At 69.9% G+C, this 13,311-nt stretch carries 10 protein-coding genes; 4 read left to right on the forward strand and 6 right to left on the reverse strand.

All coding sequences use genetic code 11. From position 1 onward, the window contains the following. Positions 1-74: 74 nt before the first annotated feature. Positions 75-1,031: a carbohydrate ABC transporter permease gene (locus tag BUE44_RS21275; RefSeq protein ID WP_073500562.1), complete on the reverse strand. Its 957-nt coding sequence runs from the start codon at positions 1,029-1,031 to the stop codon at positions 75-77. Between the two features lie 82 nt (positions 1,032-1,113). Next, entirely contained in the window at positions 1,114-2,484 is a 1,371-nt protein-coding gene (locus tag BUE44_RS21280; protein ID WP_073500563.1) for an extracellular solute-binding protein, read from the reverse strand. 193 nt (positions 2,485-2,677) lie between these two features. Here BUE44_RS21280 and BUE44_RS21285 point away from each other — a divergent pair, with 193 nt between their 5' ends. Together BUE44_RS21285 and BUE44_RS21290 are read left to right on the forward strand one after the other, a co-directional pair. Continuing rightward, the gene (locus BUE44_RS21285; RefSeq protein WP_073500564.1) at positions 2,678-3,673 is read left to right on the forward strand and encodes a LacI family DNA-binding transcriptional regulator; all 996 of its coding nucleotides are present in this window, start codon (positions 2,678-2,680) and stop codon (positions 3,671-3,673) included. Between the two features lie 338 nt (positions 3,674-4,011). Further along, on the forward strand, positions 4,012-6,939 hold the full coding sequence (locus BUE44_RS21290) for a CBM35 domain-containing protein (RefSeq protein ID WP_235002319.1): 2,928 nt from the start codon (positions 4,012-4,014) through the stop codon (positions 6,937-6,939). Between the two features lie 69 nt (positions 6,940-7,008). On the opposite strand, the gene BUE44_RS21295 is transcribed toward BUE44_RS21290, so the two are convergent. Together BUE44_RS21295 and BUE44_RS21300 are read right to left on the reverse strand one after the other, a co-directional pair. Further along, positions 7,009-7,350 carry an iron chaperone gene (locus tag BUE44_RS21295; RefSeq protein WP_073500566.1) on the reverse strand — a complete coding sequence of 114 codons (342 nt, stop codon included), beginning with the start codon at positions 7,348-7,350 and terminating at the stop codon, positions 7,009-7,011. Between the two features lie 66 nt (positions 7,351-7,416). Further along, positions 7,417-8,313 carry an aminoglycoside phosphotransferase family protein gene (locus tag BUE44_RS21300; RefSeq protein WP_073500567.1) on the reverse strand — a complete coding sequence of 299 codons (897 nt, stop codon included), beginning with the start codon at positions 8,311-8,313 and terminating at the stop codon, positions 7,417-7,419. Positions 8,314-8,731: 418 nt separating this feature from the next. On the opposite strand from BUE44_RS21300, the gene BUE44_RS21305 reads away from it, so the two are divergent. Both BUE44_RS21305 and BUE44_RS21310 read left to right on the forward strand, forming a co-directional pair. Continuing rightward, positions 8,732-9,781, forward strand: a complete 1,050-nt coding sequence (locus BUE44_RS21305; protein ID WP_073500568.1) for a family 2 encapsulin nanocompartment cargo protein terpene cyclase — start codon at positions 8,732-8,734, stop codon at positions 9,779-9,781. 111 nt (positions 9,782-9,892) lie between these two features. Continuing rightward, positions 9,893-10,765, forward strand: a complete 873-nt coding sequence (locus BUE44_RS21310) for a geranyl diphosphate 2-C-methyltransferase (protein WP_073500569.1) — start codon at positions 9,893-9,895, stop codon at positions 10,763-10,765. Between the two features lie 83 nt (positions 10,766-10,848). Here BUE44_RS21310 and argF read toward each other — a convergent pair whose 3' ends face one another. Beyond that, positions 10,849-11,862 carry an ornithine carbamoyltransferase gene (gene argF, locus BUE44_RS21315; RefSeq protein WP_073500570.1) on the reverse strand — a complete coding sequence of 338 codons (1,014 nt, stop codon included), beginning with the start codon at positions 11,860-11,862 and terminating at the stop codon, positions 10,849-10,851. 140 nt (positions 11,863-12,002) lie between these two features. Further along, complete coding sequence (locus tag BUE44_RS21320; protein WP_073500571.1) at positions 12,003-13,226, reverse strand: arginine deiminase; 1,224 nt, start codon at positions 13,224-13,226, stop codon at positions 12,003-12,005. Positions 13,227-13,311 lie beyond the last annotated feature (85 nt).

A 13,311-nucleotide genomic window follows, 5' to 3' on the forward strand; every position in this document is an offset into this window, starting at 1 on the left:
TGGTCCTCGTGGTCCTTGTGGCCCTCGGTCGCCGATGGCCACCGGTGGTCGCCGGTGGTCCTCGGCGCGTCGTCCTAGTCCGCTTCGCGAGTGAGTCGCAGGTACAGCGCGGCGAAGACGCCGAGCACGGCGAACAGCAGCACGCTCATGGACGCGGCGAGTCCGAAGTCGTTGTTGACGGCGAAGGCGTAGCGGTAGATCAGCGTCATCACGGTGATGGTCGACGGGTCGGTGAAGCCGGTGAGCTGGAACGGCTCGATGAAGACCTGCATCGTGGAGATGACCTGGAGCAGGAGCAGGACCAGCATGATGAAGCGCATCTGCGGCAGCGTGACGTACCGCAGCCGGGCCCAGACGCCGGCGCCGTCCAGTTCCGCCGCCTCGAACAGCTCGCCCGGGATGGACTGGAGGGCGGCGAGGTACATCAGGGTCGCGCCACCCATGTTGGCCCAGGTCGACACCAGCACCAGCGAGATCATCGCCGTGTGCGGCGACTGGATCCACTGCGAGGTCGGCAGGTGCGCGCCGCGCAGGGCGGTGTTGAACAGGCCGTCGCCGGGGTCGTAGAAGAACTGCCACAGCATCACGCTGACGATCGGTGGCAGCATCACCGGCAGGTAGACCGCGATGCGGAAGTACCCCCTGAAGTGGCGCAGTTCGTTGAGCAGCACCGCGATCGCGAACGGCACCGCGTAGCCGAGCAGCAGCGCGAGTCCGGTGAACTCCGCGGTGTTCTTCCAGGCCGTCCAGAACAGCGGGTCGTCGAACAGGTGGCGGTAGTTGTCCAGGCCGACCCACTGCGGGTCGGTGATGAGGTTGTCCTGCTGGAAGCTCAGGACGATGCCGCGGAAGAGCGGGTACCACGAGAACACCGCGAAGCACACGATGCCGGCTGCCATGAAGGCGTACGCCAGTGCGTTGTCCGCGACCCGGCGGCGCAGCCGGGCGTGGCGCGCGGAGCGCTCCCCGCTCCGGCCGCGGGCGGGTGCCGCGGGAGGTCCGGGACGGCGGGGGGCCAGCGAAGTGGCCATGGGGAATCTCCTTGGTCGGTGCCCGCGGGCCGCGCCGGTCGGCGCCGCCCGCGGGTGATGCGGGTCGGGGTCCCGGCGCGGCTTACGGGGCCGCGAGCAGGGAGTCGACCTGCCGGGAGGCGTCCGACAGCAGGGCGTCGATGTCGGCGTCCTTCTGGGTGAGGACCTTGGCCATGGCGGTGTCCAGCACGGCGTAGAGCTGCTGGGCCTTCGGCGGTTCGAGGATCAGCGGGATGCCGGGCAGCGCCTGCTGGAAGGGCGCGTAGTTGGCGACCGGCTGGTTGGCGTACTTCTGGTCCGCGGCGGACTTGGTCCGCGCGGCCGCGCCGGTCCAGATGTTGGGTTCCGGCAGACCGACCGGCTGCTTGGCCTGCGACGCGCGCTGGACGCCCGTCTCGATGCGGTCGGGGTTCTCGTACTTGAAGGTCACCCAGGCCATGGCGGCCTTGATCTGCGCGGGGGTGTCCTTGGGGCTGAACATGAACCCGCCGCCGCCGGCCAGGGTGCCCTTGCCGCCGGGGATCGGGCCGAGGCCGTAGTCCTTGGGGTCGCCCTTGTACTGCGAGGCGATGGTGGGGATGTTGTCCGCGGTGGCCAGGTACATGCCGAGCTTGCCCGCGCCCATCATCTGCAGCAGGTCCGCCCACTCCAGCAGCTGCCGCTGCCCCATCGAGCCGTCGGTCCAGCGCATGTCGTGCAGCTGCTGGAGCACCGCCTTGCCGGTGGCGTTGTCGAAGTCGGCCTTCCAGGTGCCGTCGGACTGCTGCTTGGCGACGGCGCCGCCGCGCGAGTACATCTCGGCGGTGAAGTGCCAGCCGCCGGTGTTGGACTTGCTGTAGTCGCCGTAGCCGACCACCCCCTTGCCCAGGGCCGCGATCTTCTTCGCGTCGGCCCGCACCTCGTCCCAGGTCGCCGGCGGCTTGTCCGGGTCGAGTCCGGCCCGCTGGAACAGCGCGCGGTTGTAGACCAGGCCCATCGAGTAGTTGCCCTCGGGCAGGCCGTAGGTATGGCCGCTCGCGTCCTGGAACACCTTGCGGAGCTGCGGCTTGACCTGGTTCACGGCCGGGAACTGCGACAGGTACGAGGAGATGTCAGCGGCCTGGTGCTTGGCGATCAGACCCGCGGGGTCGGTGTAGTAGACGTAGAAGGCGTTCTCCAACTGGCCGCCGGCCAGCTTGGTGGCGAAGGTCTGGGGGTCCATCTGACCCTCGTGCGGCACCACCTTGATCTTCGGGTGGAGCTTCTCGAAGGCCGCCACGTCCTGCAGGAAGATCTTCCGGTTCACCGGGTCGGTCTTGGCGGGCATGTCGTTCACGGTGACGGTGACGGTGCCGTCGGCGGATGTCGAGGAGCCCGAGCCGCCACCGCAAGCGCTCGCGGTGAGCGCGAGCACTGCCGTCGTGGCGATGATGAGGGAGACGCGGGCTCTGCTGCCCGCCGGGAAACCGGTCATGGATTGTCCCTGGTCATGAGGGTGGTGGAGGGGCGGCCGCTGCCCGAGGTGACGCACAAGTTACGTCGCTCTCACCAGGCGTGCAATATGAAAGCACATTTACGCAAAAACCTTAGGGATTCGTCAGCGCACGATGAAAGCAGCGCAAACATCACGCATAAAATCCACGGCCGCTGGCGTATATAGTGCGCACATGGTGCGCAAACTCGTGCAGGTGGCCCAAAAAGTCGGGGTCAGCGAGGCGACGGTGAGCCGGGTGCTGAACGGCAAGCCGGGGGTGTCGGACAGCACCCGGCAGGCGGTGCTGACCGCGCTGGACGTGCTCGGTTACGAACGTCCCACGCAACTGCGGGGGGTGCGTGCCCGGTTGGTGGGTCTGGTGCTGCCCGAGCTGCAGAACCCGATCTTCCCGGCGCTGGCCGAGGTCGCCGGCGGCGCGCTGGTCCAGCTCGGCTTCACCCCCGTGCTGTGCACGCGGTCGGCCGGCGGCCTCACCGAGGCCGAGTACGTGACGATGCTGCTGGACCAGCAGGTCTCCGGCGTCATCTTCTGCGGCGGGCTCACCCCCGACGAGAGCAGGGCTCTGAAAGAGCGGGGCGTACCGGTGGTGCTGCTCAATGCCGCCGTGGACCACGGCGGTTTTCCTCAGGTGTCGACCGATGACGTGGCCGCGGTCCAGCAGGCCTACGCCCACCTCACCTCGCTCGGCCACACCCGTATCGGCCTGATGGTCGGCCCGGCCGACCACACCCCCTCGCGCCGCAAGGCCGCCGCCTTCACCACCCTGGCCAGGCAATCGGCCACCGGGACCCATCCCATCGGCCACGCCCTGTTCTCCTTCGAGGGCGGCCAGGCCGTGGCCACCGAACTGCTCACCACCGGCATCACCGCCCTCATATGCGGCAGCGACATCCTGGCCCTCGGCGCCGTCAGAGCCGCACGCCGCCAAGGACTCACCGTCCCCCACGACCTGTCCGTCGTCGGCTACGACGACTCCGCCTTCATGAACTACACCGACCCACCCCTGACCACCCTGCGCCAACCCATCGAAGCCATGTCCCGCGCCGCCGTCACCCTCCTCGCCAACCAGATCAACGGCACCAACCCCACCCCCAAAGAACTCCTCCACGAGCCCGAACTCGTCGTCCGCCACTCCACCGCACCGGCTCCAGGCGGTGCCGGGCTGTAAGCGGCCGGCGGCGGGCGGCAGCGCGGAGAAGGCGCAGGACCCGACCGGGAGCGACCGCGCACTGCCCAGCTCACCCTGCAGATCCGAGCAAGAAACCGACCGGAAAGCTTCGCCGCCTGCATCGCCTGCCGCAGTACCGACCCGCTGCAGCCAACGTTCCAGCAGGTCAGGCCACATGCAGGGGATGGCTTCCGGATTCCGCGGCGTAGCGCCGACATTGCGCGGAATCGCCTTCACGCATTGCACCGGGATTGACGCGGCGTTACGGTGCCGCTCACTCAAGCACCCCCCTCCTGCTGCGGAGTCCACCCATGCCCGAATCCCCCCGGGGTACCCGTTTGCCCAGAACAGCGCCGGCCGCGGTCGTCGCGCTGCTCGCCCTGCTGGCCGCCCTCGTCGGCTGGACCGCGCTGCGCGCCACCGCGTCGACCGGCACCGTCTACGAAGCCGAGTCGGCCGCCCTGTCCGGCGGCGCGGTCGTCGCCTCCGACCACACCGGCTACACCGGCAGCGGCTTCGTCGGCGGCTACACCGACGCCGACAAAGGCACCGCCGCCACCACCTTCTCGGTAAGCGCCGCCACTGCCGGCGGGTACGTCTCCGCCCTGCGCTACGCCAACGGCACCACCGCCACGCAGACCCTCTCCGTCTACGTCAACGGCGCCAAGACCGTACAGATCGCGCTGCCGGCCACCACCGACTGGAACACCTGGAGCACCGTCACCACCCCCGTCACGCTGAAGGCAGGCAGCGACACCGTCGCCTACCGCTTCGACAGCGCCGACAGCGGCAACGTCAACCTCGACGACATCACCCTCGCCGCCGCCCCGGTCCCGCCCAGCGGCCAGTACGAAGCCGAGTCGGCCGCGCTGTCCGGTGGCGCGGTCATCGTCTCCGACCACACCGGCTACACCGGCAGCGGCTTCGTCGGCGGCTACACCGACGCCGGCAAGGGCACCGCCGCCACCACCTTCTCGGTGACCGCCGCCACCGCCGGCAGCACACCGGTCACGCTGCGCTATGCCAACGGCACGGGCAGCACCCGCACCCTGTCCGTCTACGTCAACGGCACGAAGGCGGTGGCCACTTCACTGCCCGCGACCGCCAACTGGGACACCTGGGGCACCACCACCGAGAACCTGAACCTCAACGCCGGCGCCAACACCGTCGCCTACCGCTTCGACAGCACCGACAACGGCAACGTCAACCTGGACAACATCACCGTCGGCACGACGACGACCACCCCGCCCACCACTCCTCCGACGTCCCCGCCGCCCGGCGGCCAGGTCTACGACGCCGCGACCGCCTTCTTCACCGGCGGCCCCTCGGTCGGCACCTCGATCTCCGGATACAACGGCAGCGGCTACCTCACCGGATTCACCGCCCAGGGCGCACAGACCCAGGTGGACACCGCCGTGCCGGCAGCAGGCGACTACCCGGTCTCCCTCACCTACGCCAATTCCACCGGCACGGCGCAGACCCTCTCGCTCTACCTCAACGGCATCAGGAACGGCCAGCTCAGCCTTCCCGCGGGCAGTGGCTGGCTGTCGGTCTCCAGGACGGTGACCCTGCGCTCCGGCCTGAATCTGATCGGCCTGCAGCACGACTCGGGCGACAGCGGCGGCGTCGCCGTCGACGGGGTGTCGATCGCCGGCGGCGCCGCGCTCGCCGCCCAGGGCGCGACCGTGCCGTACACCGAATACCGAGCGGCCGACGGCGCCACCAACGGCACGGTGCTGCCGGTGAGCCGCACCTATCCCTCCCTCAGCTCCGAGGCCACCGGCCGCAGCGCCGTCCAGCTCACCGGCACCGGGAAGTACGTCCAGGTCACCCTCACCAAGCCGGCGAACGCGGTGGTCGTGCGCTACTCGATTCCAGACACCTCGACCGGCACGCCCACCACCGCCCCGCTCGCGCTGTACGCCGGCGGCACCAAGGTCACCGACCTGACGCTGACCAACACGTACGCGTGGCTGTACGGCGGCGGCTACTACGACACCAACAACCCTGCCGACGGCTCGGGCCACCACTTCTACGACGAGGTCCGCTTCCGCAACTCCGCGACCTGGCCGGCAGGAACCGTGCTGAAACTGCAGAAGGACAGCACGGCCGGCGGTACCTTCACCGTCGACACCGTCGACGCCGAACAGGTCGACGCGGCCTACGCGATGCCCGCCGGCTACGTCTCCGCGGCCGGCTACGGCGTCACCCCCGGCGGCGCCGACGTCACCTCGGCGCTCAACAGCGCGCTCAGCCAGCTCTCCAGCACCGGCCAGGGGCTGTGGCTGCCCGCCGGCACCTACACCATCTCCGGGCGGGTCTCGCTGAACAACGTCTCGCTGCGCGGGGCCGGCCAGTGGTACACCACGATCCGGTCCACCGCCGAGAACGGCTCCGGTGGCCTCTACACGACCGGCGGCCGCAACCAGATCGCCGACCTGACCGTCTCCGGCGACCAGACCTCCCGTAACAACGACCAGGGCGCGGCCGCGATCGAGGGGTCGTTCGCCTCCGGGTCGCTGATCCTCGACGTCTGGATGGAGCACACCAAGGTCGGCCTGTGGGCGGTGCCGGGCACCGGTCTCGACGCGGCCGGACTGCGCGTGCGCGACGTCTTCGCCGACGGCGTCCACATCCACGGCGGCTCCTCGGGCTCCACCGTGGAGCAGTCCTCGGTGCGCAACACCGGCGACGACACCATCGCCCTGGACACCGAGGGCGGCAACGTCACCAACTGCACCGTCTCGCACAACACCTCGCAGAGCCCCATCCAGGCCAACGGCATCGGCGTCTACGGCGGCGGCGACAACACGATCCAGAACAACGCCGTCAGCGACACGGTCGCCTTCGGCTCGGGCATCACGGTCAGCACCTACTTCGGCCAGAACTTCTCCGGCCCCACCACCGTCCGCGACAACCTGCTGACACGCACCGGCTCCTACCACTCCAACTGGGCCTCCGACATCGGCGCCCTGTGGATCTACGCGGCGAACCAGGGCGACATCACCCAGCCGGTGAAGGTCACCGGCAACACCATCAAGGACAGCACCTACCAGGCCGTCCTGCTCAGTTACGGCCACACGATCAGCAATCTGACCTTCGACCGCGACACGATCACCGGGGCCGGCACCTACGGCTTCGACATCAACAACGTCACCGGCAGCATGACGGTCAGCAACACCACCGTCAGCGGCGCGGCCTCGGGCGGCCTCAACAACCCCGGCAACTACACCGTCACCCGAGGATCGGGCAACTCCGGCTTCTGACCCGATCCCGTACAGCCGGCGGGCCCGGTCGCACGCCACCACGTGCGACCGGGCCCGCCGGTCAACGGGTCAGGCTTCGAGCGAAGCACGGATGAGCTCGCCCAACTCCTCGTCGGTGACGCCCGCCGCCTGTTCCGAGCGCAGCCGGATGGTCCCCTTCCCGCTGACGAGGTCCGGGTGGCGAGAGGTGAAGGGCGCAGCCCGCTCCTTGTCCCACCCGTAGACCGATACCCCGTGCTGCCAGACCCCGACGTGCAGCTTTCGGCCGCCGACCCGGTAGGTCGGCATCCCGTAGGACAGCACGAGGCCCGCCTCGGGGTACGCCTCCATGATCAGCCGATGCACCCGCTCGAACAGGGGACGGTGCACCGACGTGATCCCGTTGACATAGGCCTGCACTTCAGCATCCATACGCCTCATCCTGGCCGGGCTTCAGTGGACGCCGTCGAGTGGTCACGGTCGGAAACCGGGGCGACGTCACACCGTCGACCCCAGAATGCGGTCGAGTGTCCGGCGCCCCATTCCGCTCATCGGCGGATTGCTCTCGACGTAATACCAGACAAGACCCATCGCCTGTTGAAAAGCCCATGCCTTGCCGCGCTCCCACTCCAGATCGTCACAGGCCAGTGACCGCCGGAGCACCTCCCGCGGACCCGGCTGCAAGAGGTGCCAGGCACTGACCAGATCGAGCGCGGGGTCGGCCGGGCCGAAGCCGCCGGTGTCGAGTACGCCGCTGAGCCGGTCTCCCGCGACCAGGACATTGCCGGGGATCAAGTCACGGTGGCTCATCACGTCGGCGCCCGAGCGCGGCAATTCCCGGAGGTGGTTCCACACCTGGCGCAGCCGGGGCACGTCGAGCAGCCCCTCACTCTCCTCGAAGCACCTCGCCATCCAATCGTCGTGGTGAGTGAGAACGCCGCCGCGGCCCTCGCCACTGAAGTGCCGCCCTCGCGTGTCGGCCTTTCGGAGGGCTGCGATGAAGGCCGCGAGATCCTCGGCAAAAGCGTCCGACCCACTCGGGTCGGCATCCGAGGCGACCGTTCCCGGCAGCCAGGTCTGGACCGCCCACGGCATGGGGTATCCCGCTCCGGGCTTTCCCAAGGCGACGGGTTCCGGGGCGGGGAACCGGGACACCCGCGCCAGGTCCGCGCTCGCGCGGGCTTCCTGTTCCAGAAAGGCCAGCGTCTCGGCGGCATCGGCCAGGCGCAGTGGGAAACGCGCCGCGAGGTCGCTCCCGATACGGAAGATGGCGTTGACCGTCCCGGTCGACGGCAGGGGCCGGATCGCCTTGCCGCTCCACTGAGGGAACTGTTCCCGGACCAAAGCCGCAACCGTTTCGGTGCTCAGGTCCAGCTGGTCATCGTGCATGGTCATCTCTCGCCCGCTCCTCCACCAGTCCCCCGCGGAACGCCGGAAGGAGACCGGATCACCTGGGACGACACCCATTTTTCCTCCGCCGGCGTCCGGATCAACCGGGTTTTCTGCCCGCCCAGGCGTCTCCATCGTTTCGCGGCAGGCGCGGGGGCGCGCGGGGCGGGGGCGCGCCCCCGCCGCTGCCTCAGGTGGACGTTTGGCACCACCAGTGCGCGAAGCGCCCCCTTTCACGCCATACCAGGTCCGAGCGCCCGCTGGTTGGCTTGGTTCCGCGGTCGGGGCGCCTTGCCATGGGGGGCGCCCGGGCCGCGTACCTGCGTCCATCCGCCGGGAGGAAAAACGTGTCCACACCGGAAGGCGTCACCGGTTCGGCGGCCGAAGAACGGCCGCGCGGCCGAGCGACCCAGTGGAGTACGCCATGAGCACTCCCGTGAACGCCGACGCACCGCGCCGGCTGCCCGGGCCGCCGACCCTCGTCCGTCCCCGGCGCGGCGGAGCGATCCCCGGGCTCCGATACCGGCCCGCCGTCCCGGCGGACCCGGTGAAGGTCGAGGAGGTCGACCGCAGGGTGGAGGCCTGGGCGAGGGAGCTGGACCTCTTCCCGCCGGCCTGGAACGGCGACTTCGCCGGCTTCCAGTTCGGCCGGGCCGTGGTGCTCCAGCACCCGCGCGCCGCCGACCTGGACCGGGTGACCGTCGCCGGCCAGTTGCTGCTCGCCGAGAACCTGGTCGACAGCTGCTACTGCGAGGAGGACGAGGGCCGCGGCGGGTCGCACCGCGGGCTCGGCGGCCCGCTGGTCATGGCCCAGTCGGCGATCGACCCCTTCCACGGCACGCCGGAGCTGGAAGCCGAGTGGCGGCAGGGCGTGCAGGCCGACGGGCCGCTGCGTTCCTACCACTGGGCGATGAAGGACTACGCCGCCTTCGCCACCCCAAGCCAGACCGACCGTTTCGTGCACGACATGGCCCGCCTGCACCAGGGCTACCTCGCCGAGGCCGCCTGGGCGGAGACGCGGTATGTCCCGAAGGTGTGGGAGTACCTGGTCATGCGGCAGTTCAACAACTTCCGCCCGTGCCTGTCGCTCGTGGACGCGATCGACGGCTACGAGCTGCCCGAACCGGTCTACGCCCGCCCCGAGATCCAGCGGATCACGGCGCTGGCCTGCAACGCGACCACCATCGTCAACGACCTGTACTCCTTCGCCAAGGAGATGGCGAGCGACCCCGAGCACCTCAACCTGCCGCAGGTGGTGGCCGCCAACGAGGGGCGCGGCCTGAAGGCCGCCTATCTGCGGAGCGTCGAGATCCACAACGCGATCATGGCGGCCTTCGAGGAGGAGGCCGCGACGCTGTCGGTGACCTCGCCCGTCGTGGAGCGCTACGCCCTGGGCCTGTCCGACTGGGTGGCCGGCAACCACGAATGGCACGCGACCAACAGCCACCGCTACTTCCTGCCCAACTACTGGTGACCCCGCGCACATCCGCGCACATCCGCGTCCCCGCGCGTCCTCGCGACGCACCCGCGGCGACCGGCAGCACCGCACCCGTACCAGCACACGCACCAGCACGAGGAGCCACCGTTGGCCATCACCCAGTCCGGCGCCACCGTTTCGCTGCCCGCCCAGTCCACGTACCAGAGCCGCGTCGCGGACTACTGGAACGCCGAGCAGAACCCGGTCAACCTCGAACTCGGCGGGATCGACGACCTGTACCACCACCACTACGGCGTCGGTGACGTCAAGTGGTCCGTACTCGACGAGTCCGATCCCGCGCGGCGGGCCGAGCGGGTCACCGCGGAACTGCACCGACTGGAGCAGGCGCAGGCCGAGCTGCTCGCCTCCCGTCTCGGGCCGCTCTCCCCCGCCGACCGGGTCTTCGACGCCGGGTGCGGGCGCGGCGGCGGCAGCGTGGTGGCGCACCAGCGCTACAACTGCCATGCCGACGGCGTGACGCTCTCCACCAAGCAGGCGGACTTCGCCAACAGCCAGGCGCGCGCCCGGGGCATCGACGGCAAGGTGCGCTACCACCACCGCAACATGCTGGACACCGGCTTCACCACGGGCGCCTACGCGGCGTCCTGGAACAACGAGTCCTCCATGTACGTGGAGCTGGACCTGCTGTTCGCCGAGCACTCCCGGCTGCTGCGCCGCGGCGGGCGCTACGTGGTGATCACCGGCTGCTACAACGACACCTACGGGCAGGCCTCCCGTGAGGTGTCGCTCATCAACGCCCACTACATCTGCGACATCCACCCGCGGTCGGAGTACTTCCGTGCCATGGCCCGCCACCGCCTCGTCCCCGTCCACGTCGAGGACCTCACGCAGGCCACCATCCCGTACTGGGAGCTGCGCAGGACCGCGGAGCACCTGGTCACCGGCATCGAGGACACGTTCCTGACGGCGTACAAGAACGGCAGCTTCCAGTACCTGCTGATCGCGGCCGACCGGGTCTGAGCGGGCCGGTCCCGCGGCGGTCGTCCCGGCACCGGGCGGTGGGCGCGGCCCGGTGCCGGGCCGGGCCGGGCCGGTCCCGCGCGTCAGGCCAGCGTCGCGACCAGGACGGCCTTGATGGTGTGCATACGGTTCTCGGCCTGGTCGAAGACGACGGAGTGCGCCGACTCGAAGACCTCGTCGGTGACCTCCAGCTCGCTCAGCCCGTACTGCTCGTGGATCAGCCGGCCGACCTCGGTGCCGAGGTCGTGGTAGGCGGGCAGGCAGTGCAGGAACTTCACGTCGGGCTTGCCGGTGGCCCGCAGCACGTCCATCGTCACCGCGTACGGCGCGAGCGCGGCGATCCGCTCGGCCCACACCTCCTTCGGCTCGCCCATCGAGACCCAGACGTCGGTCACCACGAAGTCGCAGCCCAGGACGCCTTCCGCGATGTCCTCGGTGAGCAGGACCGTCGCGCCGGTGGTCTCGGCGAGCTTGCGGGCGCGGGCGACGACGTCCTCGCTCGGCCAGTACGCGCGCGGCGCCACGATCCGCACGTCGAGGCCGAGCAGGGCGCCGGTGACCAGATAGGAATTGCCCATGTTGAACCGGGCGTCGCCGAGGTAGGCGAAGGCCACACCGCCGGAGCCGAGGCCCGCGACGCCGCCGCCGGTGTGCTCGGCCATGGTGAGCACGTCGGCGAGCATCTGCGTGGGGTGCCAGTCGTCGGTGAGCCCGTTGTAGACCGGCACACCGGCGTGCAGCGCGAGCTCCTCGACGGCGGTCTGGCTGGCGCCGCGGTATTCGATCGCGTCGAACATCCGGCCCAGCACCCGGGCGGTGTCCTTGACCGACTCCTTGTGGCCGATCTGGGAGCCCGCCGGGTCCAGGTACGTGGTGGCGGCGCCCTGGTCGGCCGCGGCGACCTCGAAGGAGCAGCGGGTCCTGGTGGACGTCTTCTCGAAGATCAGCGCGATGTTGCGACCTCGCAGCCGCGGCTCCTCCGCACCCGCCCGCTTGGCCGCCTTGAGGTCGGCGGCCAGCTCCACCAGGCCGAGGAACTCCTCGGGCGTGAAGTCCAGCTCCTTGACGAAGTGGCGGCCCTTGAGATCGACGGCCATGCGGGGACTCCTCGGTCGGTGGTTCATCGGTAACTGTGGAAGTCTATACGAGGATAGGCATTCTTATACAGCCCCTTCTCCGGCTTCCCTGGCGCTGCGGCACGGCTCCCTGCCGTCGGCATCCGTGGCTGCGTCCCAGCTCACACCGCGTCGCGCTCGATCGGGCAGCTCATACAGCGCGGCCCGCCGCGGCCCCGGCCCAGCTCGCTGCCCGGAATCTCGATCACCTCGATGCCGCGCTTGCGCAGGAAAGTGTTGGTGGTCGCGTTGCGCTCGTAGGCCACCACCACGCCGGGCTCCACCGCCAGCACGTTGCAGCCGTCGTCCCACTGCTCCCGCTCGGCCGCGTGCACGTCCTGCGTCGCGGTCAGCACCTTGACCGAGTCCAGTCCGAGCGCCGCCGCGATGGCCCGGTGCATGTGCTCGGGCGCGTGGTCGGTGACCTTCAGCTCGCCGTACTCCGCGCCGGGCTCGATGGTGTACGACGGCAGCATCCCCAGGCCCGCGTACTGCGTGAAGGTGTCGCCGTCGACCATCGTCATCACCGTGTCCAGGTGCATGAACGCACGCCGCTTCGGCATGTCGAGCGCCACGATGGTCCGCGCCGACCCCGCCGCGAACATCCCGCGGGCCAGCATCTCCACCGCCTGCGGGGTGGTCCGCTCGCTCATCCCGATCAGCACCGCGCCCGACCCGATCACCAGCACGTCCCCGCCCTCGATCGTCGAGGGATACGCGCTCTGGCCCTCCGACCAGACGTGGAAGCCGCCGTCCGCGAAGAGCGGGTGGTGCCGGTAGATCGCCTCGAAGTGCACGGTCTCGCGCCGGCGGGCACGCCAGCGCATCGCGTTGATGCTGACCCCGTCGTAGACCCAGGCGGAGGTGTCCCGGGTGAAGATGTGGTTCGGCAGCGGCGCGAGCAGGAAGTCGTCCAGGTCCATGGCGTGGAAGCGGACCGAGACCGGCTCCGCGAAGCGGTCCAGGAACTCCCGCTTGGTCATCCCCCCGACCAGCGCCTCGGTCAGCTCCGCCGGGGCGAGCCGGTCGAACGCCTCCCGCAGCGGCCCGGTGGCCAGTGGCCCGTACTCCTTCTCGTCGAACACCCGGTCCAGCACGAGCGCCTTGGCGGCGGGCGACGCCAGCGACTCGGTCAGCAGGTCGCCGAACAGGTGCACCTCGACCCCGCGGTCCCGCAGCACGTCGGCGAAACCGTCGTGCTCCGCACGGGCCCTGCGCACCCACAGGACGTCGTCGAACAGCAGCGCGTCCTTGTTCGTCGGCGTCAGCCGCTTCAGCTCCAGGTCGGGCCGGTGCAGGATGACGCGGCGCAGCCGCCCGGTCTCGGAGTCCACGTGGAAGCCCATGAAAGCAGAGCTTCCCACGTCCGGTGCCGTCTATCCCGTCCGCGGCCCCCGCCCCGCCCCCGGACCTCGTCCGGGTGGACGCGGC

Origin of the sequence: Actinacidiphila paucisporea (assembly GCF_900142575.1) — a bacterium.
GTDB lineage: Bacteria > Actinomycetota > Actinomycetes > Streptomycetales > Streptomycetaceae > Actinacidiphila > Actinacidiphila paucisporea.